Source organism: Komagataeibacter sp. FNDCF1, assembly GCF_021295335.1.
Classification (GTDB): domain Bacteria; phylum Pseudomonadota; class Alphaproteobacteria; order Acetobacterales; family Acetobacteraceae; genus Komagataeibacter.
In genome coordinates this window covers 23,800-42,709 of the sequence record NZ_JAIWOT010000003.1, presented here as the reverse complement: position 1 = coordinate 42,709, position 18,910 = coordinate 23,800, and the positions used below count along the sequence as shown (strand labels likewise).

Annotated in this window: 30 protein-coding genes and 1 pseudogene; 20 read left to right on the top strand and 11 right to left on the bottom strand. The window is 60.5% G+C overall.

Annotation, left to right across the window (positions count from 1 at the left end):
- The first annotated feature begins 789 nt into the window (after nt 1-789).
- The 5 genes from LDL32_RS17715 (at nt 790) to LDL32_RS17700 (ending at nt 2,347) form a co-directional block, all read left to right on the top strand.
- Nucleotides 790-969: a type II toxin-antitoxin system HicA family toxin gene (locus tag LDL32_RS17715; protein ID WP_019087453.1), complete on the top strand. Its 180-nt coding sequence runs from the start codon at nt 790-792 to the stop codon at nt 967-969.
- Between the two features lie 10 nt (nt 970-979).
- Complete coding sequence (locus LDL32_RS17710; protein WP_233069272.1) at nt 980-1,396, top strand: type II toxin-antitoxin system HicB family antitoxin; 417 nt, start codon at nt 980-982, stop codon at nt 1,394-1,396.
- Between the two features lie 76 nt (nt 1,397-1,472).
- Nucleotides 1,473-1,727 (top strand): hypothetical protein, encoded by a 255-nt coding sequence (locus LDL32_RS18110; protein WP_367651121.1) that lies wholly within the window; start codon nt 1,473-1,475, stop codon nt 1,725-1,727.
- Between the two features lie 192 nt (nt 1,728-1,919).
- The gene (locus LDL32_RS17705) at nt 1,920-2,165 is read left to right on the top strand and encodes a FitA-like ribbon-helix-helix domain-containing protein (protein ID WP_025812577.1); all 246 of its coding nucleotides are present in this window, start codon (nt 1,920-1,922) and stop codon (nt 2,163-2,165) included.
- Entirely contained in the window at nt 2,162-2,347 is a 186-nt protein-coding gene (locus LDL32_RS17700) for a twitching motility protein PilT (RefSeq protein ID WP_233069270.1), read from the top strand. The genes LDL32_RS17705 and LDL32_RS17700 overlap by 4 nt, the downstream gene beginning before the upstream one ends.
- Before the next feature lie 53 nt (nt 2,348-2,400).
- On the opposite strand, the gene LDL32_RS17695 is transcribed toward LDL32_RS17700, so the two are convergent.
- Entirely contained in the window at nt 2,401-2,673 is a 273-nt protein-coding gene (locus LDL32_RS17695) for a hypothetical protein (protein WP_233069262.1), read from the bottom strand.
- 115 nt (nt 2,674-2,788) lie between these two features.
- Here LDL32_RS17695 and LDL32_RS17690 point away from each other — a divergent pair, with 115 nt between their 5' ends.
- From LDL32_RS17690 to LDL32_RS17675, 4 genes are all read left to right on the top strand, one after another.
- Complete coding sequence (locus LDL32_RS17690) at nt 2,789-3,148, top strand: DNA-binding transcriptional regulator (protein ID WP_223846573.1); 360 nt, start codon at nt 2,789-2,791, stop codon at nt 3,146-3,148.
- Between the two features lie 95 nt (nt 3,149-3,243).
- Nucleotides 3,244-3,636, top strand: a complete 393-nt coding sequence (locus LDL32_RS17685) for a DUF2442 domain-containing protein (RefSeq protein WP_233069260.1) — start codon at nt 3,244-3,246, stop codon at nt 3,634-3,636.
- A 236-nt stretch (nt 3,637-3,872) separates the two neighbouring features.
- Nucleotides 3,873-4,091 carry an antitoxin MazE family protein gene (locus LDL32_RS17680; protein ID WP_233069259.1) on the top strand — a complete coding sequence of 73 codons (219 nt, stop codon included), beginning with the start codon at nt 3,873-3,875 and terminating at the stop codon, nt 4,089-4,091.
- Nucleotides 4,088-4,411: a type II toxin-antitoxin system PemK/MazF family toxin gene (locus tag LDL32_RS17675; RefSeq protein ID WP_130732992.1), complete on the top strand. Its 324-nt coding sequence runs from the start codon at nt 4,088-4,090 to the stop codon at nt 4,409-4,411. The genes LDL32_RS17680 and LDL32_RS17675 overlap by 4 nt, the downstream gene beginning before the upstream one ends.
- 29 nt (nt 4,412-4,440) lie before the next feature.
- Here LDL32_RS17675 and LDL32_RS17670 read toward each other — a convergent pair whose 3' ends face one another.
- On the bottom strand, nt 4,441-4,593 hold the full coding sequence (locus LDL32_RS17670; protein WP_165165566.1) for a hypothetical protein: 153 nt from the start codon (nt 4,591-4,593) through the stop codon (nt 4,441-4,443).
- 72 nt (nt 4,594-4,665) lie between these two features.
- Here LDL32_RS17670 and LDL32_RS17665 point away from each other — a divergent pair, with 72 nt between their 5' ends.
- Genes LDL32_RS17665 through LDL32_RS17655 form a run of 3 tightly spaced genes read left to right on the top strand, consistent with a single transcriptional unit; the run spans nt 4,666 to nt 5,575 of the window.
- Nucleotides 4,666-4,935 (top strand): type II toxin-antitoxin system HicA family toxin, encoded by a 270-nt coding sequence (locus LDL32_RS17665; RefSeq protein ID WP_233069257.1) that lies wholly within the window; start codon nt 4,666-4,668, stop codon nt 4,933-4,935.
- 11 nt (nt 4,936-4,946) lie between these two features.
- Nucleotides 4,947-5,192 (top strand): type II toxin-antitoxin system Phd/YefM family antitoxin, encoded by a 246-nt coding sequence (locus LDL32_RS17660; RefSeq protein ID WP_110557452.1) that lies wholly within the window; start codon nt 4,947-4,949, stop codon nt 5,190-5,192.
- Nucleotides 5,189-5,575 carry a type II toxin-antitoxin system VapC family toxin gene (locus tag LDL32_RS17655; RefSeq protein ID WP_110557451.1) on the top strand — a complete coding sequence of 129 codons (387 nt, stop codon included), beginning with the start codon at nt 5,189-5,191 and terminating at the stop codon, nt 5,573-5,575. The genes LDL32_RS17660 and LDL32_RS17655 overlap by 4 nt, the downstream gene beginning before the upstream one ends.
- A gap of 44 nt (nt 5,576-5,619) precedes the next feature.
- Here the strand turns inward: LDL32_RS17655 and LDL32_RS17650 are convergent, their stop codons facing one another.
- Together LDL32_RS17650 and LDL32_RS17645 are read right to left on the bottom strand one after the other, a co-directional pair.
- Nucleotides 5,620-6,186: a hypothetical protein gene (locus LDL32_RS17650; protein WP_233069255.1), complete on the bottom strand. Its 567-nt coding sequence runs from the start codon at nt 6,184-6,186 to the stop codon at nt 5,620-5,622.
- Nucleotides 6,187-6,236: 50 nt separating this feature from the next.
- Nucleotides 6,237-9,134 carry a Tn3 family transposase gene (locus LDL32_RS17645; RefSeq protein WP_233069089.1) on the bottom strand — a complete coding sequence of 966 codons (2,898 nt, stop codon included), beginning with the start codon at nt 9,132-9,134 and terminating at the stop codon, nt 6,237-6,239.
- A 125-nt stretch (nt 9,135-9,259) separates the two neighbouring features.
- Here LDL32_RS17645 and LDL32_RS17640 point away from each other — a divergent pair, with 125 nt between their 5' ends.
- The 3 genes from LDL32_RS17640 (at nt 9,260) to LDL32_RS17630 (ending at nt 11,112) form a co-directional block, all read left to right on the top strand.
- Nucleotides 9,260-9,874 carry a recombinase family protein gene (locus LDL32_RS17640; protein WP_233069088.1) on the top strand — a complete coding sequence of 205 codons (615 nt, stop codon included), beginning with the start codon at nt 9,260-9,262 and terminating at the stop codon, nt 9,872-9,874.
- Between the two features lie 609 nt (nt 9,875-10,483).
- The gene (locus LDL32_RS17635) at nt 10,484-10,675 is read left to right on the top strand and encodes a type II toxin-antitoxin system Phd/YefM family antitoxin (RefSeq protein ID WP_233069254.1); all 192 of its coding nucleotides are present in this window, start codon (nt 10,484-10,486) and stop codon (nt 10,673-10,675) included.
- Complete coding sequence (locus LDL32_RS17630) at nt 10,672-11,112, top strand: hypothetical protein (protein WP_233069252.1); 441 nt, start codon at nt 10,672-10,674, stop codon at nt 11,110-11,112. Before LDL32_RS17635 ends, LDL32_RS17630 begins: the two co-directional genes overlap by 4 nt.
- Nucleotides 11,113-11,308: 196 nt before the next feature.
- Here the strand turns inward: LDL32_RS17630 and LDL32_RS17625 are convergent, their stop codons facing one another.
- The 7 genes and pseudogenes from LDL32_RS17625 to LDL32_RS17595 all read right to left on the bottom strand — a co-directional run bounded on the left by LDL32_RS17625 (nt 11,309) and on the right by LDL32_RS17595 (nt 13,920).
- On the bottom strand, nt 11,309-11,482 hold the full coding sequence (locus LDL32_RS17625) for a hypothetical protein (protein ID WP_233069250.1): 174 nt from the start codon (nt 11,480-11,482) through the stop codon (nt 11,309-11,311).
- A 25-nt stretch (nt 11,483-11,507) separates the two neighbouring features.
- Nucleotides 11,508-12,011 carry a MucR family transcriptional regulator gene (locus tag LDL32_RS17620; protein WP_233069248.1) on the bottom strand — a complete coding sequence of 168 codons (504 nt, stop codon included), beginning with the start codon at nt 12,009-12,011 and terminating at the stop codon, nt 11,508-11,510.
- Nucleotides 11,977-12,183 (bottom strand): annotated as a pseudogene (gene traD, locus LDL32_RS17615) (conjugal transfer protein TraD); the annotation flags it as partial. The pseudogene traD and the gene LDL32_RS17620, both read right to left, overlap by 35 nt.
- Nucleotides 12,184-12,234: 51 nt before the next feature.
- Entirely contained in the window at nt 12,235-12,570 is a 336-nt protein-coding gene (locus tag LDL32_RS17610) for a hypothetical protein (protein ID WP_087609095.1), read from the bottom strand.
- The gene (locus LDL32_RS17605) at nt 12,567-13,178 is read right to left on the bottom strand and encodes a CatB-related O-acetyltransferase (protein ID WP_233069247.1); all 612 of its coding nucleotides are present in this window, start codon (nt 13,176-13,178) and stop codon (nt 12,567-12,569) included. The genes LDL32_RS17610 and LDL32_RS17605 overlap by 4 nt, the downstream gene beginning before the upstream one ends.
- Before the next feature lie 78 nt (nt 13,179-13,256).
- Nucleotides 13,257-13,496 carry a conjugal transfer protein TraD gene (locus LDL32_RS17600; RefSeq protein WP_141261588.1) on the bottom strand — a complete coding sequence of 80 codons (240 nt, stop codon included), beginning with the start codon at nt 13,494-13,496 and terminating at the stop codon, nt 13,257-13,259.
- Nucleotides 13,497-13,560: 64 nt separating this feature from the next.
- Nucleotides 13,561-13,920 (bottom strand): conjugal transfer protein TraD, encoded by a 360-nt coding sequence (locus LDL32_RS17595; RefSeq protein ID WP_233069245.1) that lies wholly within the window; start codon nt 13,918-13,920, stop codon nt 13,561-13,563.
- 96 nt (nt 13,921-14,016) lie between these two features.
- Between LDL32_RS17595 and traA the strand changes: the two genes are divergently transcribed.
- The 5 genes from traA (at nt 14,017) to LDL32_RS17570 (ending at nt 18,879) form a co-directional block, all read left to right on the top strand.
- A complete protein-coding gene (gene traA, locus LDL32_RS17590; protein WP_233069243.1) occupies nt 14,017-17,394 on the top strand; it encodes a Ti-type conjugative transfer relaxase TraA in 3,378 nt (1,125 codons plus the stop codon).
- A 46-nt stretch (nt 17,395-17,440) separates the two neighbouring features.
- A complete protein-coding gene (locus tag LDL32_RS17585; protein ID WP_217422272.1) occupies nt 17,441-17,863 on the top strand; it encodes a putative toxin-antitoxin system toxin component, PIN family in 423 nt (140 codons plus the stop codon).
- A complete protein-coding gene (locus LDL32_RS17580) occupies nt 17,860-18,123 on the top strand; it encodes a toxin-antitoxin system HicB family antitoxin (RefSeq protein WP_041250516.1) in 264 nt (87 codons plus the stop codon). Before LDL32_RS17585 ends, LDL32_RS17580 begins: the two co-directional genes overlap by 4 nt.
- Before the next feature lie 85 nt (nt 18,124-18,208).
- A complete protein-coding gene (locus LDL32_RS17575) occupies nt 18,209-18,460 on the top strand; it encodes a FitA-like ribbon-helix-helix domain-containing protein (RefSeq protein WP_010512463.1) in 252 nt (83 codons plus the stop codon).
- On the top strand, nt 18,457-18,879 hold the full coding sequence (locus LDL32_RS17570) for a type II toxin-antitoxin system VapC family toxin (RefSeq protein ID WP_113597029.1): 423 nt from the start codon (nt 18,457-18,459) through the stop codon (nt 18,877-18,879). The genes LDL32_RS17575 and LDL32_RS17570 overlap by 4 nt, the downstream gene beginning before the upstream one ends.
- Nucleotides 18,880-18,910 lie beyond the last annotated feature (31 nt).

Genomic DNA, 18,910 nt, shown 5'->3' with positions numbered 1-18,910 from the left:
AATTTACGTTCGGGGTTTCAGATACCCGTGTCAAGTGATTCGGGGTTTTAAATACCAAGATTCGGGGTTTTAAATACCAAGATTCGGGGTTTTAAATACCAAAACAGCGGAATTATGATAATTTATCTTTTTAAATCATCTACTTATGGACCCATTGAAATCCCTTAACACAGAATCTAACACATATTTAACACCGTCTTTGGTTTTTCATCCTGTGGATAATTTCTCAAATCCTAAAAATTCCAAATTTAAATTTGATCACCGCCTCTTGGGAGCTCCGTCCCGCCGGCTCGCGGCCTACGGCCCCTCCCGATCGCGCTTCGCGCGATCTCCCACCCGGCATCCCCCTGCTCGCCCTTCCAGGGCTGCGCTAAACGGACACGCCTTTGGCGTGAAAATATCATGTGACAATGCGATAAACGCATCGTCCCTTCACTGGCATCCTCCCGCCTGCGTCGGCACCTTCGGCGCCCTATGGGGCTCCCGCTCTGCGCTCGCCCGACGCCTGTAACGCCAGAAAAACCGGGCAAGACCGCAATCTGCTCAAGACACAATAGAGTTCAGACGGTCATTCAGCGACTCACATGTTGCAGCATGCCAACCAGGCGCTACAGGATGACCGTACAGACGTTACCGAACGTGGTGGCTAGTTGGGGTAGGCCATAGAGGGAATTGCGCTCTGTACGGCCTCCCAAAGTGCTCTACGGGCATTGCAGGGAATTGACGGCCAGGTCACATCCTTTTACCTGCCTTCTTGAACAAGGATCAGGACGTGTGTATGATGTGTAAATGAAAAGTGCCGATCTGATCCGGGAGCTGGAAAAAGCAGGCTGGAAGCTGGATCGCGTGCGCGGTTCACACAACGTCTTCAAACATCCGTCGCGACCAGGGATCGTGGTCGTCCCTCATCCCAAAAAGGATCTGGGCACCGGTCTGGTTGCCGCCATCCGCAAACAGGCGGGTCTCTAGGAGGATCATCATGCGCTATCCGGTTGTTATCGAACGGGGCAGCGAGGCAACGACATTTGGTGTTGTCTTTCCTGACCTTCCCGGCTGCTTTTCGGCAGGCGACACGCTCGATGAAGCCATTTCCAATGCGGAAGAGGCCGCTGCGGCATGGATCGACGCCACGCTGGATGCCGGAGAGGCTGTGCCTTCTCCCAGCACACTCGACGCCATCCAGAACAACCCGGATTATGAGGGCTGGACAGTGGGCTTTGTCACCATTGATCCGGCCGTCCTTGATGACCGGGTGGAACGAGCGAACATCTCCCTTCCCCGTCGCGTTCTGGAGCGGCTGGATGCGCTTGCCAGATCATCCCATGAGAGCCGTTCCGGCATGATCGCGGCCATGACCCTGCAGGCAAGGCTTAAGCCGGTGGTCAGGAGCAAATGAACAACCAGAACAGGGGAGATCGGGTGATGTAGGTACGCTCGGAAATCACTCCGTGCGTCATGGAGGGGAAGCTCCCATGTCTCGCACCTATCATCACAGCCACAGACACGGCCGAGACCATCGCTGGGCCAACCGGCCGGATCGCTGTGGCTATGGAGGCTCACGTGATGCCTCTGAATCTCCAAACTGGTACAGCCATCTGCACGATATCCGCCCTGGCCGTCATCATGACAGGCATATTGCCCACCTGATCATCAAGGGCGATCTCGATCCTCTCGAGGCAGTCTTTCCGTATACCGGAACCCGACGCCCCCACGAATATTACTGGTAATCTTCAGCGCGGGAATGAGAGATCGTTCCCGCGTTCTGTTTCCGTCTGGATTTTCAGGCCAGTTTAGACCTGCGCTTCCGTTTTCAGCTTGGCGCGAGATTTCGTCTCTTCCCTCAAACACCTAACCTGACCTGATGATTGAAAATGCGCAGTCAGTGACTGCAATGCTGTCATTGCCTGCTGGAGGTTCCTATGGCCGTCATGATTATTCGCAATCTCGATGACAGTCTCAAGCAGCGGCTCCGTCTGCGCGCAGCACAGCATGGGCGTTCCATGGAGGAAGAGGTGCGCGATATCCTGCGCTCGGCTCTTTCCGCTGAAGTGTCGCAGGGGGTGGATGCCGGTCAGGCCATCCACCAGCGTTTTGCTAGGCTGGACGGGGTAGACCTGCCTGCCGTGTCCCGTGAGGCTATCAGGGATGTGGATTTCGGAGTGTGATCGTTCTCGACACCAACATCCTCTCCGAACTGATGCGCTCCGGGCCTGACGGGGTGGTGCTGGCCTGGATGTCCCGTCAGTCCATGATGACCATCTTCATCACGACCATGACCCAGGCCGATATCCTGTATGGGTTGGCGCTGCTGCCGGAAGGACGACGGCGGGATCTGCTTGAATTATAGGTTCATTGAGCCTATAATTCAGCATGAGGTCACGGTGGACAGTCGAAGACCTGTCATTCGAAATAGACGATGACCAGAGCAGTGATCCGATCGCAACCCTGGTTATTCAGGCTCTTGGTGTCGTTCTGATGGTCATGGCTGAATTCAGTGTCGATCGATCCCAAGGATTCATGAAGCTGGCCAAGACTCACATCCACGGTGCAACAGCCAATGGGGTCGGGTTCGCCAATCTGAAAACGATCGCACAGGCCGTTCTGGAAGGAATGGATCTCGATGAAATCATCATTGAAGGCGGAATTCGCACGACTGGGGCCTGTCCAGGCCATATCCCGCGTCCGTTCCGGTTCACGCGCCAGATTCGCCCTGACCCTGACGCGTGAGGGGTGGCCTGATCTCAATTCCATTGCCGTCACGATAGCGCTGTCCAGGCGTGGCCTGACGATGCTGGCCGCCAAGAAGACGGTGGAAGACCTCATCAGGCAATCCTCGGAACAGGCGGAAGGACATGCAATCGTTCTGCTGCCCATGACTGACACGATCGAGGCGGTTATCTCCGACCTTGCAAAGGCCGGGATCAGGGCGATCCATGTCGATCACAAGGCCGATGTGGATGTGGCCCTGATTCGTCGGCGTCTGAAGCTCAGTCGCCGACAGTTCGCGCTCTGGTATGGTCTGGAAGAGGAAACCATCAAAGGATGGGAAAGCGGGGAACGTACGCCGGATACCGCTGCAAAAAGTTATCTGCGCGCTATTTCCAATCGGCCGGAAGCCGTGCGTGAAGCCTACGCCCAGACGGAGTAAATTTCGACAGGTCCGGCTTGTTCTGGATCCTCAGGTCCTATTTCTCCCGATACCGCCGGGGCGTCGGTCATAGGAAGCGGCGGGGAAGAGACATGATGAATGAAGTGGACTATCAGGCTGCTCGTGAAGCAGGTGCGCTCCATAGAGCGACTGTTCCCCATGTGGTGTCTGCAAGGTTTATCCGTGCACGCCGCGCCATTCACGTCACGCTCTCGAATGGCGTTGAGATGAGTGTGCCAGTGGACTTGTTGCAGGGTTTGCAGGGCGCTTCCCTGAATGATCTGGCCAAGATCGAGATGACCCCGCTTGGTAACGGCCTTCACTGGCCCTGCCTTGATGCCGATGTTCTGGTCGAAGGCCTGATCCACGATATCTACGGTTCCCGAAGCTGGATGGCAGCACAAATGGGATGTGCAGGGGGATCGTCCGCCAGTAATGCCAAGGCGGCGGCCGGAATGGTGCCAAGGGCGGTCGGCCGAAAAAGGTAGCGATAAGACACGGTAACGACCCATGAGCGCGAAGCATATGAAAACGGGCTCTGCTCAAGGCATTATGGGGTGTGGACACCAGCATGCTCTCCCGGTTGAGTATGACTGAGCGGGACGTGCCATTGGCGGCTTGGCGTGCAGATCGTGCGGTGCCCTCAAACAATGAGTTCCTGCTCAACCAGAAACATTAAACCTGAGCGCTCATTGTGCGTTACATGTAACGGGGAGGATGCACCATGACCCCTGTTGCCATTCGCGTAAAGAAGCGTCGAGACACGATCCGCAAGGCTGGACTGCGCCCTGTCCAAATCTGGGTTCCCGATACACGGGCAAAGGGGTTTGACGAGGAATGCCGCCGGCAGGCCATGCTGGTAGCCCTGGCTGACGCGCATGAGCCAGATATTGCCTCTTTCCTCGATGCGGCTGCCGCCGATCTGGATGGCTGGGAGGCATGAAGCGAGGCGACTTTGTAACCGTTGCCCTGCAAGGCGATCTCGGCAAACCCCAGCCTGCATTGGTGGTGCAGGCTGATCGGTTCGACATGACAGCTGCCGTGACCCTTCTGCCCCTCTCCAGCGCCCTTGTAGACGCTGCCCTGTTTCGCCTGACAATCCGACCCGATGAGCACAATGGGCTACGTAAGCCATCACAGGTCATGATCGACAAGCCAACCACTATCAACCGCGAAAAGGTTGGCCCGGCTTTCGGGATCGCCAGCGATACCCTCATGCTGTCTGTCAGTCGGGTGCTCGCCTTTTTCCTCGGACTGGCGTAGGCCCATCCTTCCCCAGGGGCATTTGCAGGTTATGTTGTGGCGTCAATTGCTGCCTGAACCTTTGCCAGATCGGCTTTCAGGATCACAAGCACCTGATCGGCCGGGACAGCGGGTTTCGTGCTGGCCCGGGCCTGGCGAATTGCAACCCTTTTGGCAGCCAGTTCATTGGAAAGATCAGTCATGATCATGTCTCCATTGCCAGATATTGCTTCGACAGCAACCGCTGTCGCAGCAATAGACCTTCAGCGAGAGCTATGTCCCACATCATATGGTTTCTGCTGAACAGGGATGAGGTCGTGTGCTGGAAGCTGGATTGCGTGCACGGTTCATATAGCGTCTTCAAACATCCGTCGCGACCAGGAATCGTGGTTGTTCCTCTTCCCAGAAGGGATCTGGGCACTGGGTTGGTCGCCGCCATCCGCAAGCAGGCGGGCATGATGATACGACCATCGTTGATGAGATCGACAAAAGCTGTTTTCTTGCTCATTCAGCTTAACCTAACTAAGTTGATTTGGCTAAGCTAAAGGGGTGCCCCATGCGAACCGTTAATATCCATGAAGCCAAGACGCACCTGTCCCGGCTGATCGACGCTGCAATGAAAGGCGAGAGCTTTATCATCGCCAAGGCCGGTAAACCGGTTGTACGGGTGAGCCCTATCTCCGCTCCGGAACAACAGCACAAGCAACGCCTGGGCTTCCTTGCAGGCAAGATGCAGGTGCCGGACGATTTCGATCACATGGGACAGGACGAGATCGGTTCGTTGTTCGATGGGCAGGCATGAGGCTTCTGCTCGATACCCATCTGCTCCTCTGGGCGGCTGGAGAACCTGAGAAACTCTCCACTGACGCCAGGGCTCTCATGGAAAATCCGGAGAACATGCTGGTGTTCAGTGCCGCCAGTCTGTGGGAAGTCACCATCAAGGCCGGGCTCGGCCGGGCAGACTTCCAGGTGGATCCGCACCTGTTGCGGCGCGGCCTCATCGAGAACGATTACGAGGAACTGCCTGTTACCAGCCAGCATGCCGTGGCGGTCGGACAACTTCCCGATGTCCATCGCGATCCCTTCGACCGTATCCTGATCGCCCAGGCCACGGTGGAGGGCCTGCTCCTCCTGACCCATGATCCATTCGTGCAGGCTTATTCAGGTCCCATCAGGACCGTCTGAGCGTTGAAACCGGATGATCGCGGGTGGCACGCATCGTTGTTGGCTTATCCGGGTTTCTTCCAGGCTTTTACGACACGCCCCAGCAGGGAGGTATTGCGGACTGGTGAGAAGCCCAGTTCTTCTTCCATGGCCAGCAGGTCCAGCTTGACCGTATCCGCGATACGGCCCTTGAAGACGAATTCCGGCACGGATTTTTCGAATGCCACAGCCTGGCGAATGTCACCGCCAAAACGCACCCGCATGAAACGTTTGTCCCGTGACAGGATGATGTTTTCAGGGTGGCTTCCGATCATCTCGACAAGGATGCGCTGGAACTGGATGGCCCGCATTGCCTGATAGGTCCGGTACGAGAGCGGACAGGCCCAGTCGGGGCGGGGAGAGACGTGCTGCTTCAGCAGGGAAAGCAGGATGCGTGAGGAGATGGCGAAGGCATCCGGAATGGTCTTGCCCGCACCCTGATCCATCTCGATCCGCATGGCGCGGATCTGGGGGAGCATGAGGGTCAGATACTGGCGATAAAGGGCGGTGCCGATCTCCTTTTGCAGGCGGCGGGGGCTTTCTGTCTGGAGCGCACGACTGTCGGGCAGGGAGGCATCGATATGGCAGGTCACCATCCGCTTGGTAAGATGGGGTCGTTTGCGGGAGGGGGCGAAATCCTACGCTAAGGCTTTGGCCAGCGATATTCTCCGGTGAGATTGATGTGCTCCCATCCGAGCGGAGAGACGTGGGCCAAGAGATCGGGCGATAGCAGTTTTCCCTCGCGTTTGTGACTGGCAACGACTTCGCTCAGCTTCATGGTGTTCCAGAAGATGATGATGGCGGCTAGCAGGTTCATGCCGGCGATCCTGTAATGCTGGCCTTCGGCGGAACGGTCGCGGATTTCGCCGCGCCGGTGGAAGCTGATGGCTCGTTTCAGCGCGTGATGGGCCTCGCCCTTGTTGAGCCCGATCTGGGCACGGCGTTGCAGCTCGGCATCCAGAATCCAGTCGATCATGAACAGGGTCCGCTCGACGCGGCCGACCTCCCGCAAAGCCGTGGCCAGTTCGTTCTGCCTCGGATAGGAGGCAAGTTTGCGCAGGATCTGGCTTGGCGCGATGCTTCCGGCCGCGATGGTGGCAGCGATGGTGGCAGCGATGCGCAGGATATCGGGCCAGTTGCGCTCGATCATGACCTGATTGATTTTTCCGCCGATCATGGCCCGCAGGTGGGCCGGGGCGGCCATGGGATTGAATGCATAGAGCCGTTTGGACGGCAGATCGCGAATGCGCGGAGCGAACCGATAGCCGAGAATGGCGCATGCGGCAAAGACGTGATCGGTGAAGCCGCCCGTATCAGCGAACTGCTCGCGGATATGGCGGCCGGCATCGTTCATAAGCAGGCCGTCGAGGATGTAAGGAGCTTCGCTCGCCGTCGCAGGGATCACCTGGGTCGCGAACGGCGCATATTGGTCGGAGACGTGGGTATAAGCCTTCAGGCCCGGGGTATTGCCGTATTTCGCGTTGACCAGGTTCATGGCCTCGCCTTGTTCCGTGGCGGAGAAGAACTGGCCGTCGCTCGAGGCCGAGCTGCCCATGCCCCAGAACTGGGCCATTGGTAGCACTGCTTGCGCCTCGACCACCATGGCCAGCGCCCGGTCGTAGGCTTCGCCCTCGACATGCCACCGTCCAATGCGGATCAGTTCCCAGAAGGTGTGTGTGTTCGTCGCGTCGGCCATCTTGCGTAGGCCGAGGTTGATCCCTTCCGCAAGGATGACGTTCATCAGCCCGATCCGGTCGGCGCAGGGCGCTCCAGTGCGCAGATGCGTGAACGCTTCGGTGAAGCCGGTCACTGCATCCACCTCCAGCAAGAGATCGGTGATGCGCGTGGGCGGGATCTGCTTGTAGAGATCGAGTACCAGATCTTCGGCGCCGGTCGGCACGGCGGCTTCGAGCTTCTCGATATGCAGAACGCCGTTTTCGATCGAACCGCCGGGAATCGTGCCCGTGCGTGCCGCACGGCCAAGCTCGCGCAACCGGATATCGAGACGAGCTTGGCGGTCCGCCAGCCATTCTTCCGGCCGCAATGGCACGGCGAGTCGACCGCTTTCCGCAACGGCTTGTGCCGGGACGAGTGCATGTTTCAGATCGCCATAGCGCCGGGATCTGGCCAGCCAGACATCCCCGGAGCGGAACGTATCGCGCAGATGGAACAGCACCGCGATCTCCCAGAGGCGGGTGTCGCCAATCGCCTGGGCACGAAGATGACGATGCCATTTCGAGCTAGGCCGAAGGAAGCCGATACGCGCGGCATCATTCACACCGGCGCGCAGGGCCGTCACCGCTTCCAGAAGCGGCAGCGCGACTGGCGCAGCCCGCAGATCGAGCAGGCGCAACATGCGAGGAGCGTACCGGCGGAAACGGTGATAGCCATCGAGCACATGATTGAGCGGATCGTCCGCCATGGTGGCGGTCAGTCGTGTTGCCATTGCAACAAGAGTTTTGAAACCGTCCCAACCCGATCCACGCGCAATGACGTCGTCCAGCGGCTGGCCGTCGTCCTGTGCATCGACCAGGGCTCCGCCAATTTCGGCGAAGGATTTCAAGGTGTCGCGCACCACGTTCGCCTCGTCGGCGACCTTCGCCTGGCAAATGCGCTCTGATGCACGGTAGAGCCTGCCGACGATCCGGTCGTGGGTTTCGACCACGGCGTCGGCGAGCATCGCCTGCCATTCCGACGCGCAAACGGCCAGAATAGCAAGCCGTCTGTCTTGCGGAAGATCGCGCATGCCATCTGCATAGTACCGTTCGCCCTGCCTACGCAGACGTGTCACGCGATGAGCAGGAACACCGGCCAGCAGATCCTCGGAGAAATCGATACGTTGCAGGTATTCGAGCCGGTCGAGCAGCCGGTTAGCCGACAAAGAGTTCGACCCAGGCTCGAATTGGCGCAACCACACGAAGCGAGTCACCCGGTCGTCAGCCGTCTCCTCGAGCAATGACAGCAACTGCTCCCGGATGGCCACGGACAGCCGGCTGGCGATCCTCGTCTCGATCCGCCGCTCAGCATCGACCAGGGCCTTGGCGCAAAGCCGCTCGATCGTCGATATTGCAGGAAGAACCATGCGGGTGCGTCGGCACTCAGCCACGAAGCGGCGGGCGATATCCTCGTTCGACACCGCCATCTCGGCTTCCCGAAACAGCCAGTCCTTTAGTTCGCGTGAGCCACGTCCGGAGAAGGTACGGAATCCGTAGAGCGCCCGCAACTCGGCAAGATGTTCGTGCCGCGTCTCTTCGCGGGCGGCATACTCAACCAGATCGTCAGCACGCAGGCCAATTTGCGCCCCGATAAATTCAACGACTTCCGCCGGGATCAGTTCGCCCGGAGCCAACACCCGGCCGGGATAGCGAAGGACGCACAATTGCAGAGCGAAGCCGAACCTGTTGTGAGCGCGCCGACGCTGCTTGATATGGCCGAGGTCTTCATCGCTCAGCGTGTAGTGCCTCAACAAATCCGTCTGGGAGGTTGGCAGGCGCAGCAGCGCGTCCTTCTGTCTATCGGTGAGCGTGACGCGGCGCGGCATTCATGTTCCTTTTTCAAAAACTGATAATGTTCAAGACGCTTTGTTTATGAAGCTGGTTAAGATACATTTCTAGCGAACAAATCTTTCGTGGTCAGCGCGCCGCCTCAAACCAACGTTTAAGAAACATGATGATCGGATACGCACGCGTCTCAAAAGCCGATGGCTCGCAGTCCCTCGACCTACAGCACGACGACCTGCGCGCCGCCGGCGTCGAACAAGACAACATCTATGAGGATCGCGCCCCCGGCGGCCGCGATGATCGGCCCGGACTGGCCGCCTGCCTGAAATCCCTGCGCGACGGCGACGTGCTGGTGGTCTGGAAGCTAGACCGCCTCGGGCGGTCGCTTGCCCACCTGGTCAATACTATGAAGGATCTGTCGGATCGCAATATCGGCCTACGGGTGCTGACCGGAAAGGGCGCTCAGATCGACACCACGACCGCATCCGGGCGCATGGTGTTCGGTATCTTCGCCACCCTGGCCGAGTTCGAGCGTGACCTGATCCGCGAACGGACTATGGCCGGCCTCGCCGCCGCAAGAGCGCGCGGTCGCAAAGGCGGCCGAAAATTCGCCCTGACCAAAGCACAGGTGCGTCTTGCTCAGGCCGCCATGGCGCAGCGCGACACTTCCGTTTCCGATCTGTGCAAGGAGCTCGGGATCCAGCGTGTCACTCTCTATCGATATGTCGGCCCAAAGGGCGAACTTAGGGACTACGGAAAGCGCGTCCTCGGCTTAGCGTAGGATTTCGCCCCCTCCCGCAAACGACCCCAAATTGCCTCCAAGCACCGCCTCTTGGGGGCTCCGCCCCCGCCGGCTCGCGGCCTACGGCCGCCCCGATCGCGCTTTGCGCGATCTCCCACCCGGCATCCCCCTGCTCGCCCTTTCAGGGCTGCGCTAAACGGACACGCCTACGCCGCGAAATCATAATCTGACGATGCGTTCCCGCATCGTCTCTCCACCAAGACCTTCCTCCCCCGCGTCGGCGCCTTTGGCGCCCTACGGGGCTCCCGCTCCGCGCTCGCCCGACGCCTGCAACACCAGAAGAACCGGGCAAGACCGTAATCTGCTCAAGACGCACCAGTATTCAGACGATCATTCAGCAGCTCACGTGTCGCAGCATGCCCACCAGACGCCACAGGATGGCCGTACAGGCGTTATTGTGTGGGGTGGGGTGGCGATAAGAAAATTGCGCGCTGTGCGGCCTCCCAGGGCGCTCTGCGGGCCTTGTCAAGGATTGATGGGCTGGCCATTCCCTGTTCGTCCGTTCAGGCCTCCTTTTCCCGACTTTCTGGCAAGAAATACGGGTTTCCTGTATATCCCAGATAATCCGTCATATCTGGATCATGCTCCATGAAAGCGTTTCCAGCGAGCGCCGTGCCCCGCAATGCCAGCGATCTTTTCGAAGCGGCCGCCGTTGCACCTGTAGTCATCACCAGGCACCACAAGCCGCGTTTCGTCATCATGTCCGTGGAGCATTATGAGGCCCTGCTCAGAAAGCAGCAGGGCATAGAAGACGTTCCGGAGAAAGGGTCATCGTCATGAAGGACAGTCCCGACAGCAGCACCAATCCCGGAACACTGCCACAGAAGCGGCCCTGGCAGCTGCTCGTGGTCGGGGACGGGGGAACCCTGCTGACACAGCAGGATATCGAAGCCCTGACGCGCATCCTCGATCTCCTGCCGCATGTCGCCGGCCTCGACATCACCACCTCGGCCGGCTCCGCGCGCGTATCCCGGGATGTCCCAGGCAATTACATCCAGCAGGTAGACCAGATCCTGGCCGGGATGTTTACGCGCAATCCTGATGTGACGGGCATAACCTTTCCGGCCCCGCATGGCAGGGCCGCTCATACGGCGACACCTGATGATCCGCATGCGCTCCCTCATGACAGGGCGTTCACCGCAATCATGGATGCACGCCAGCGCGGAGAGATCACAGCCGATGAAATGATCGCCCAGATCCGGCAGGCAGGTGCCTGAGCATCCGCACCAGTGGTGCAATGGTGTATGAAGAACAACTACTTATGGGTAGGCGCGATGTCGGCCTCGGGTATGTCGATGGGTCGTCACAAGGGTAGCCGTAGGGTCGTGAAACGGTCGTTCCATCAATGCATCAGGGATAGTCGTAACCATTGCACTCTGCGTCACCTTCCTGCGGTGTGCGAGAGCGTCCCCCTTATTGCCCGGGTTGTGGCAGAGAAAGGGGATGATCGATCCCGAGGCTGGCCGCCCATGCCTTTACCGCTTCACCACTGATGAACAATCCGGCATCAGCCTCGGCCAGTGCCCGGCGTGTGGCTTCGTCCTTCCAGGCTTCCCAGTCGTCGCGATCGGTATGATCCGTCTTCATGTCCCATTTCTCCCGGTCTGGACCTTCAGGCCAGTTTTGGCCTGCGTCCGCGTTTCTTCTCTGGCAGGCGCGTGACCGGAACTTCAGCGTCCGGTACGTGCGAAGGTTCCGGTGTCGCCTTGATGGTCCGCCCCAGTCCGATTTCCTGTGCCAGGGTAGCCCGTTGTGCCGAATAGGATGGGGCGGTCATCGGATAGCTTTCCGGCAGGCCCCATTTTGCCCGGTATTGCTGGGGCGTCAGGCCATAGACGGTGTGAAGGTGACGCTTGAGCATCTTCATTTTTTTTCCGTCCTCCAGGCAGACGATGTAATCCGGGAACACGGATTTTTTCACGGGCACGGCCGGCACCAGATCCGGTGTTTCGGTCGTCGCCTGTCCCAGACTTCCGAGCGCCTGAAACACCGTGGCGATAAGGCCTGGCAGGGTATCCGCTGGAACCGTGTGACTGCTGACATAGGCTGTGACAATCCGGGTCGTAAGCTCGCGCACTGTGTCAGCTCCGGATGATCGTGTCTCGTGGTCGGTCATGGTCACGTCTGCCTGTTGTCCTGTCCTGTTTCCGGTGCCTGTCGAAGGCATGAAGCCCCGCACGTCTCCAGCGTGCTGTCAGGTCAACCGAAGCGGTATCATCGCCGCCCTGAAGCTGCCCTGCAATATCCAGGAAGGCTCCGAACAGGGTTGCGCGGTCCTCATCGGTCAGCCAGGGGATGTCGCGTAAGACACGGTTTCCAATCTGTCCGGCCTGCAAAACTCAGTTCAGGGCCCAGCAGCGCGATGTCGGGACGTTCTGATCCGTGCCTGGCACAGGCGCTGTCAGAACACAGATTACGGTCTGCCTTTGCCAGACCAGCGTGAAGAGGGCTCCTGAGCCGCCATAATCCGCTGTGGTCGTGATCCGATAGCCTTTGGTCAACAGGCTCGCCAGAGAATCCGGCACCGGCTTCAGTGCTGTCGGAACAGACAAGGCCGCATAGGGAGATTTAACGTCCGACTGAGGCAGCCAGTCTCCTCTGCCCTGGGCAAAGCCTGAAGCAGGCCGGAAGAGGATCGGCAGGACAACAAGGAGCAAAAACAGTTTTTGCATCATGATTTTTCCTGTGCGGGTCCTTTTTCAAAAGCGCGCAGGAAAGCGTCGATATCGTCGCTCATCAGGAGAGGCATCCGTTCTCGTATCAATGCTTCAGGCCAGTCCCACCAGGCGACTGCAAGCAGACGCCCGATGGTCTTTTCGGGGAAGCGGTATTTGATGACCCGGGCCGGGTTGCCGCCCACGATGGCATATGGCGGCACGTCCCTGGTCACCACGGCCGCCGTGGCGATGATCGCGCCTGATCCTATGGTGACACCCGACATGATATTGGCCCGTGCGCCGATCCAGACGTCGTTGCCAATGACGATATCCCCCTTGGTGGAATGGTCATCGGTTGCATCCGCCGCTTCGGGCCAGAAATTGCACTGGTTCTTGAACGGGTAGGTGGTGATCGTATCCGGTCGGTGATTGCCCAGGATCATCAGCACCTCGCGGGCAATCGAGCAGTATTTCCCGATCTTCAGGCCGGCATATTCGGCTTCTATGATGATGGGAGAACCCTTGGCGCCATATGTATGGGCGCCGATGTCCCAGCCCCACTCTTCGATTTCATGGGCAAGGGTGTAACGTAGGAGCAGAGAAAAGGCGTTCTTGCCGTAATACATGGGCCTCGGTTCTCCCGTTCTGGTTCAGGGTTTCGTTTGCATTCGATAGCGGACAGATCAGATGATCGTGTTTCGTCGTCAGTCCTGTTCCGGGTCCCTGTCGAAGGCATGAAGCCCCGCACGCCTCCAGCGTGTTTTCAGGTCGCCTGACGCGGTAGTCCTGCCCTCCCGAAGCTGCCCTGCAATGTCCAGGAAGGCCCCGAGCAGGGTAGCGCGGTCATCATCGGTCAGATCGACCAGTCCTGCCTTCTGGACCAGGCCGCCCAGTTCGATCAGATGATGGGTACGTTCCCGTCGCGCCTTCGCCCAGTCGCGCATGTCGGTGCGTGCCTTTCGTGCCTGATGGCGATGGATCAGGGCCGCCTGCTTCCTGATCCGTCTTTCAAGCGCCAGAAGCTCCGTTCTGATCGTGTCCGGTTCCTTTCCGGCCGCCCTTTTTTGCGCCGGCCTGAAAGAACGCGGTCCCCCGTTCGGTCCACCTCGCGATGGCTTCAGGTTTGCCGTCCGCCTGTTCGACAGCCGCAAGCAGCACACCGGCCAGCGCCTCGATTGACAGGGTATCGGCTCCCGTCGCCTCGACCAGTTCGCCGAGCTGGATGGTCCGTTGCACCTTGAGCTGCTTCGCCTTTTCCTGAAGCGCCTTCAGTTCCGCATCAATGTCCCGTGGCCTGCGCATTTCCGGTCCCCTGTCCTGCTGGTCTGTGCCATACTCTACCACACAGGCGAGAACCGCGTCACTCATCCAGAGCAATCAATCTTTATGGTGCAGTAAAATGTGAGTGCGCGCTTATACGTCACTTCGTGACGTGCGCTGAAGGGGTGTGATAGGATCGTGCTCATGGCGATCTATCACCTGCATGCAAAGGTCATCAGCCGCGCCACCGGCCGGAGCGCCGTGGCGGCGGCGGCTTATCGCGCCGCGTCCCGCCTGCATGATTTGAGGCTGGATCGCGACCATGACTTTTCCAACAAGAGCGGCGTGGTGCATTCCGAGATCCTGCTACCCGACGGCGCGCCGGAACGGTTTCTCGACCGTGCGACCCTATGGAACGAGGTCGAGGCGATCGAGAAGCGCAAGGATGCTCAGCTTGCCCGCGAGGTGGAGTTTTCAATCCCGCGCGAAATGACCCAGGCGCAGGGGATCGCGCTGGCACGGGATTTCGTGCGGGAGCAGTTCGTGGAACGCGGCATGGTGGCTGATCTCAATGTGCATTGGGATATTGGCGAAGACGGACAGGCGAAGCCCCATGCCCATGTGATGCTGTCCACGCGGCGGATCGAAGTCAAAACCGGAGAGGCTGTGCATGGAAGACGAGACAGAATCCCGCATCCTGAACGAGGCGGCAGGGGCGCATACGACATCACGCCGGATCCTGGACCTGATGGAGCAGAAAGGGGAGGACGATCCGCTCAAGCTCATGATCCGTCTGCTGACAGAGATCCGGGAGACGCAGCGCGGCATCCTGCTGAAGCTCTCGACGCTGGAGAAGCGCTTGCAGCGGCTGGAAGAACGGCGCGACTGATCGCGGCAGCACGGTTGCGGCATGAAGGCCTGGGGCTGGCGCAGGATCAGCCTTCCATCGGGTTCGGTGCGAAAGAGCGTTCATGGAATGACAAGGACCTGCTGCTGACGTGGCGGGAGCGGTGGGCGTCGCTCGCCAATGAACGGCTGGCCGAACTGGACCTGGATGTGCGGATCGACCATCGGTCGTTTGCCGCACAGGGGATCGACCTTGAGCCGCAGAACAAGATCGGTCCGGCCGGGATGCGCCGGGAAGAGCGGGGCGAGGACGCGGAACGGGTTGCCGACCATCTGGAGATCGCGCGGCGCAATGGCGAAAGGTTGCTGGCCGAGCCGCATGTGGCGCTGGAGGCGCTGACCCGACAGCAGAGTACATTCACCCGCCAGGACCTGGCGCGGTTCGTGGACCGGCATACGGCAGACGCGGAACAGTTCAGTGCTGTCATGGTTCAGGTGGAAGCGTGTCCGGATCTGGTTGCCATTGGGAAAGACGGGCATGGGCGGGAGCGGTTTTCCACACGGGAGATGATCGGGGTCGAGCAGCGTCTGGAAGAGGCATCGCTTGCGATGGGGCGGTCCCAGGGTCATGCGGTGCCGCTGGCGGTGCGTCGGGTGGCGATGGCGCGGGACGGGCTTGGGGACGAGCAGGCGCTGGCGGTAGGCGAGGTCACGAAGTCCCGCGACCTGTCCGTGGTGGTCGGGTATGCCGGGACGGGGAAGAGCACCATGCTGGGTGTCGCCTGCGCGGCATGGGAAGAGGCTGGGTATCGGGTGCGCGGGGCGGCGCTGTCGGGGATCGCGGCGGAAGGGCTGGAAGCGGGGTCCGGGATCGAGAGCCGGACGCTGGTCTCCCTGGAGCGGGCGTGGGAGCGTGGGTTCGACCTGCTGGAGCGCGGGGACGTGCTGGTGGTGGATGAGGCCGGCATGGTGGGGTCACGGCAGATGGAGCGGGTGCTGTCGGCCGCGCGCGGTGCCGGGGCCAAGGTCGTGCTGGTGGGTGATCCCGAGCAGTTGCAGGCGATCGAGGCCGGTGGTGCGTTCCGGGCGGTGGCCGAGCGGGTCGGGTCGGTGGAGATCACGACGGTGCGCCGGCAGCGTGAAGGCTGGCAGCAGGCGGCCACGAAGGCGCTTGCGACCGGGCGGACAGAGCAAGCGCTGGGACGCTATGAGGCGGCTGGCCTGGTGCGCGGGCATGATACGCTGGAAGAGGCGCGGGCCGGGGTAGTGGCCGGGTGGGATGAAGCGCGGCAGGCCGCGCCAGAGGACAGCCAGATCATGCTGGCGCACCGGCGTGTCGATGTGCGGGCGCTGAACGAGGCGGCGCGGGAGATCCGCAGGGAGGCGGGTGAGCTGGGTGACGACGTGCTGGTGCCGACCGTCCAGGGCGAGCGGGTATTCGCGGACGGGGAGCGGGTCTACTTCCTGCGCAATGACCGGGAGCTGGGGGTGAAGAACGGCACGCTGGGCACGGTGCGGGGCATCGTGGGGTCGGTCGAGGCCGGGGATTTGGTGCTGTCGGTGCAGCTCGACGGGAAGGAGGGTGTCGGGCGTGGCCGGGTCGTGTCCGTGTCGGTGGCGGAGTATGACGCGCTGGATCATGGCTATGCGGCCACCATCCACAAATCGCAGGGTGTGACGGTGGACCGGGCGCATGTGCTGGCGACGGGGAGCATGGACCGGCACGGGGCCTATGTGGCGCTGTCACGGCACCGGGAGAGCGTGTCCGTTCATTGGGGCCGGGATGATGTGGGCGACCGGGACGGGCTGGTGCGGCGGCTGTCGCGCGAGCGGCTGAAGGATACCACGCTGGATTACCCGCATGTCCGGGATCGGGATGCCGGGTTTGCGCGGCGGCGCGGGGTGCATGTCCCCGAGAGCGAGATCGTGGTGGAGCGCGACAAGGCCGCCTCTGGTCCCCAGAAGGACAGGCAGGCCGAAGCTGTCCGTACGCCGGATCCGGCACCGGCACAGCGGAAGCGCGGGATGTTCGACGGGCTGGAGCTGTCCGTGCGGGGGCGTGGCCGGACGGCGGAAAAAGACGTGTCGGCCGGGATGGATGCCGGGGCCGGGAAGGGGGAAAGTGGGGTTGGGCGTGAGGCTCCCGCCTCTCCCTTTGCCGGGTTGCGGCTGCCGCGTGTGCAGCGCGCGCAGGTGCCGGCCGGGCTGGGTGGGTTTGTACCGGGTGGTGACCCGCTCCACCAGGCGGTGGAGCAGTATGCGCGGGCGGTGCGGGACATCGGGCGCATGGTGGAGCAGGACCTGCCGGTGCTGGAGCACCAGAAGAAGGCATGGCTTGACGCCAGCACGGCTCTGGAACGGCTAAGGCCCGGGGCGGTGATCGCTCTGGAAACCGCCGTGAAGCATGAGCCGGAGATCCGGCAGGCCCTGTACGGGCTGGAAGGGCCGGCGCGGGCGCGCAGGCTGGTCGAGGGGCTGGAGCACGAGGACAGGGTGCGGACAAGTCCGGAATTGCGGGCCGCGCGGTTCGTGAAGGCGTGGGATGGGCTGAGCCGCGAGCAGCAGGGTGTGGCGCTCAGGGAGCTGAAGCGGGACGCGCAGCTTGAGTCCCTCCTGCGGCAGAAGGGGCATGAACTGGGCGCCCGGAAGGGATCGACGCTCGATCATGGATTACAGCCGCAGCGCACGCGCTCGCTGTCACGCTCCAGGGGGCGGGATATGGATATGGGGATGTAGGAGATTTTGATTTACGTTAACCAGTGACGTCATATATGATGTCACTATGCGCGTTGTTCTTGATACGGATGTTGTTCTTTCGGGATTTATGTCACCGGATGGAGCGTCCCGGCAGCTTTTGCTGGGGGCCTTGGATGGGAATTTCAGTCTGCTGCTCTCCACGACCCTCCTGGTCGAATACGAGGCGGTGTTGCGTCGCTCTGAAAATCTTTTTCGAATGGACGTTCAGGGAGATGAAGTTCTGGAGGTTCTTGATGGACTTGCAGGGTGTTGCGTGCCGGTTTCTTTTGATTACAGGTGGCGACCGACAGGTGCGCATGGTGATGATGAACTTGTGGTTGAGACAGCGATCAACGGGAATGCGGATGCGATCGCCACGTTCAATCTGAAAGACATGCAGCGGGCCGTATCACGGTTCGGTATTCCAGCAGTGCGGCCAGGTGTTCTTTTGCGAAGGATGAGAGGATGAGTAGCAGTAAAATCCAGCTTCGGCTTCCGGAAGATATGCGGGAAGCCGCAACGCGTCAGGCGGCGCTTTCAGGTGTCAGCATGAACCTTTTTGTTGCGACGGCTGTCGCGGCCCGGCTGGGTGGGCAGGCAGAAGCGGAACGGTATTTTTCCGCACGGGCGACACGGACCACGCCTGCCCGTGCGAAAGCTCTTCTGGAGCGGATCGGAACAAGGGGGCAGATCAGGGACGATGATCGTCTGGACGTGCCGGAAAACTGAATCTGGATGAGGGGATGTCGGGTTTTTCTGGAATGATATCGGAATTATATTTATGATATCACTCTTGGAAATTAGGAGTTCTGCCATGTCCTCTGTGGTTATTCGCAATCTTCCGGAAGAGACGCATCGGGCGCTGAAGGCGCAGGCCATGCTGCATGGGCGCAGTACGGAAGCAGAGATCCGGACCATTCTGGAAGCGGCCGTCCGGCCGCCGCAGCGGGTCCGGCTGGGATCGCTTCTGGCGTCCATCGGTCGGGAGGCCGGTGTGTGTGATCAGGATATTGCGGCCTTGCAGACCCGCGATCAGACCCCGGCCGAGCCGATGTCCTTCGAATGATCCTGCTCGATACCAATGTGATCTCGGAGCCGTGGAAGTCCGTCCCGGAGCCGCGTGTTCTGGCCTGGATCGATGGACAGGCGATCGAGACGCTTTTTCTGTCTGCCGTCACGGTGGCGGAACTGCGTTTCGGGATCGGGGCGATGCCGTCTGGTCGGCGGCGTTCTGTACTGCATGAGCGGCTGGAACAGGAGGTATTGCCCCTGTTCGCGGGGCGTGTCCTGTCGTTCGATCTGGCGGCGTCTCAGGCCTATGCCGAACTGATGGTGCGGGCCAGATCAGAGGGCCGCGCAATTGGCAAGGCAGATGGCTATATTGCTGCCACCGCTGCATCCCGAGGTTATGTCGTGGCCAGCCGCGACGTGTCTCCTTTCGAGGCGGCCGGTGTGCGGGTTCTCAATCCGTGGGAGGAGACCTGATGTCCTGCGGCATGCTTGAGAGCGGATGATT

Excerpts from the sequence above, each read along its gene's own strand:
- LDL32_RS17715 (WP_019087453.1), top strand. The coding sequence starts at position 790 with ATGAAAAGTGCCGATCTGATCCGGGAGCTGGAAAAAGCAGGCTGGAAG.
- LDL32_RS17710 (WP_233069272.1), top strand. The coding sequence starts at position 980 with ATGCGCTATCCGGTTGTTATCGAACGGGGCAGCGAGGCAACGACATTT.
- LDL32_RS18110 (WP_367651121.1), top strand. The coding sequence starts at position 1,473 with ATGTCTCGCACCTATCATCACAGCCACAGACACGGCCGAGACCATCGC.
- LDL32_RS17705 (WP_025812577.1), top strand. The coding sequence starts at position 1,920 with ATGGCCGTCATGATTATTCGCAATCTCGATGACAGTCTCAAGCAGCGG.
- LDL32_RS17695 (WP_233069262.1), bottom strand. The coding sequence starts at position 2,673 with ATGGCCTGGACAGGCCCCAGTCGTGCGAATTCCGCCTTCAATGATGAT.
- LDL32_RS17690 (WP_223846573.1), top strand. The coding sequence starts at position 2,789 with ATGCTGGCCGCCAAGAAGACGGTGGAAGACCTCATCAGGCAATCCTCG.
- LDL32_RS17685 (WP_233069260.1), top strand. The coding sequence starts at position 3,244 with ATGAATGAAGTGGACTATCAGGCTGCTCGTGAAGCAGGTGCGCTCCAT.
- LDL32_RS17680 (WP_233069259.1), top strand. The coding sequence starts at position 3,873 with ATGACCCCTGTTGCCATTCGCGTAAAGAAGCGTCGAGACACGATCCGC.
- LDL32_RS17675 (WP_130732992.1), top strand. The coding sequence starts at position 4,088 with ATGAAGCGAGGCGACTTTGTAACCGTTGCCCTGCAAGGCGATCTCGGC.
- LDL32_RS17670 (WP_165165566.1), bottom strand. The coding sequence starts at position 4,593 with ATGACTGATCTTTCCAATGAACTGGCTGCCAAAAGGGTTGCAATTCGC.
- LDL32_RS17665 (WP_233069257.1), top strand. The coding sequence starts at position 4,666 with ATGTCCCACATCATATGGTTTCTGCTGAACAGGGATGAGGTCGTGTGC.
- LDL32_RS17660 (WP_110557452.1), top strand. The coding sequence starts at position 4,947 with ATGCGAACCGTTAATATCCATGAAGCCAAGACGCACCTGTCCCGGCTG.
- LDL32_RS17655 (WP_110557451.1), top strand. The coding sequence starts at position 5,189 with ATGAGGCTTCTGCTCGATACCCATCTGCTCCTCTGGGCGGCTGGAGAA.
- LDL32_RS17645 (WP_233069089.1), bottom strand. The coding sequence starts at position 9,134 with ATGCCGCGCCGCGTCACGCTCACCGATAGACAGAAGGACGCGCTGCTG.
- LDL32_RS17640 (WP_233069088.1), top strand. The coding sequence starts at position 9,260 with ATGATGATCGGATACGCACGCGTCTCAAAAGCCGATGGCTCGCAGTCC.
- LDL32_RS17635 (WP_233069254.1), top strand. The coding sequence starts at position 10,484 with ATGAAAGCGTTTCCAGCGAGCGCCGTGCCCCGCAATGCCAGCGATCTT.
- LDL32_RS17630 (WP_233069252.1), top strand. The coding sequence starts at position 10,672 with ATGAAGGACAGTCCCGACAGCAGCACCAATCCCGGAACACTGCCACAG.
- LDL32_RS17625 (WP_233069250.1), bottom strand. The coding sequence starts at position 11,482 with ATGAAGACGGATCATACCGATCGCGACGACTGGGAAGCCTGGAAGGAC.
- LDL32_RS17620 (WP_233069248.1), bottom strand. The coding sequence starts at position 12,011 with ATGACCGACCACGAGACACGATCATCCGGAGCTGACACAGTGCGCGAG.
- LDL32_RS17610 (WP_087609095.1), bottom strand. The coding sequence starts at position 12,570 with ATGATGCAAAAACTGTTTTTGCTCCTTGTTGTCCTGCCGATCCTCTTC.
- LDL32_RS17605 (WP_233069247.1), bottom strand. The coding sequence starts at position 13,178 with ATGTATTACGGCAAGAACGCCTTTTCTCTGCTCCTACGTTACACCCTT.
- LDL32_RS17600 (WP_141261588.1), bottom strand. The coding sequence starts at position 13,496 with ATGCGCGACTGGGCGAAGGCGCGACGGGAACGTACCCATCATCTGATC.
- LDL32_RS17595 (WP_233069245.1), bottom strand. The coding sequence starts at position 13,920 with ATGAGTGACGCGGTTCTCGCCTGTGTGGTAGAGTATGGCACAGACCAG.
- traA (WP_233069243.1), top strand. The coding sequence starts at position 14,017 with ATGGCGATCTATCACCTGCATGCAAAGGTCATCAGCCGCGCCACCGGC.
- LDL32_RS17585 (WP_217422272.1), top strand. The coding sequence starts at position 17,441 with ATGCGCGTTGTTCTTGATACGGATGTTGTTCTTTCGGGATTTATGTCA.
- LDL32_RS17580 (WP_041250516.1), top strand. The coding sequence starts at position 17,860 with ATGAGTAGCAGTAAAATCCAGCTTCGGCTTCCGGAAGATATGCGGGAA.
- LDL32_RS17575 (WP_010512463.1), top strand. The coding sequence starts at position 18,209 with ATGTCCTCTGTGGTTATTCGCAATCTTCCGGAAGAGACGCATCGGGCG.
- LDL32_RS17570 (WP_113597029.1), top strand. The coding sequence starts at position 18,457 with ATGATCCTGCTCGATACCAATGTGATCTCGGAGCCGTGGAAGTCCGTC.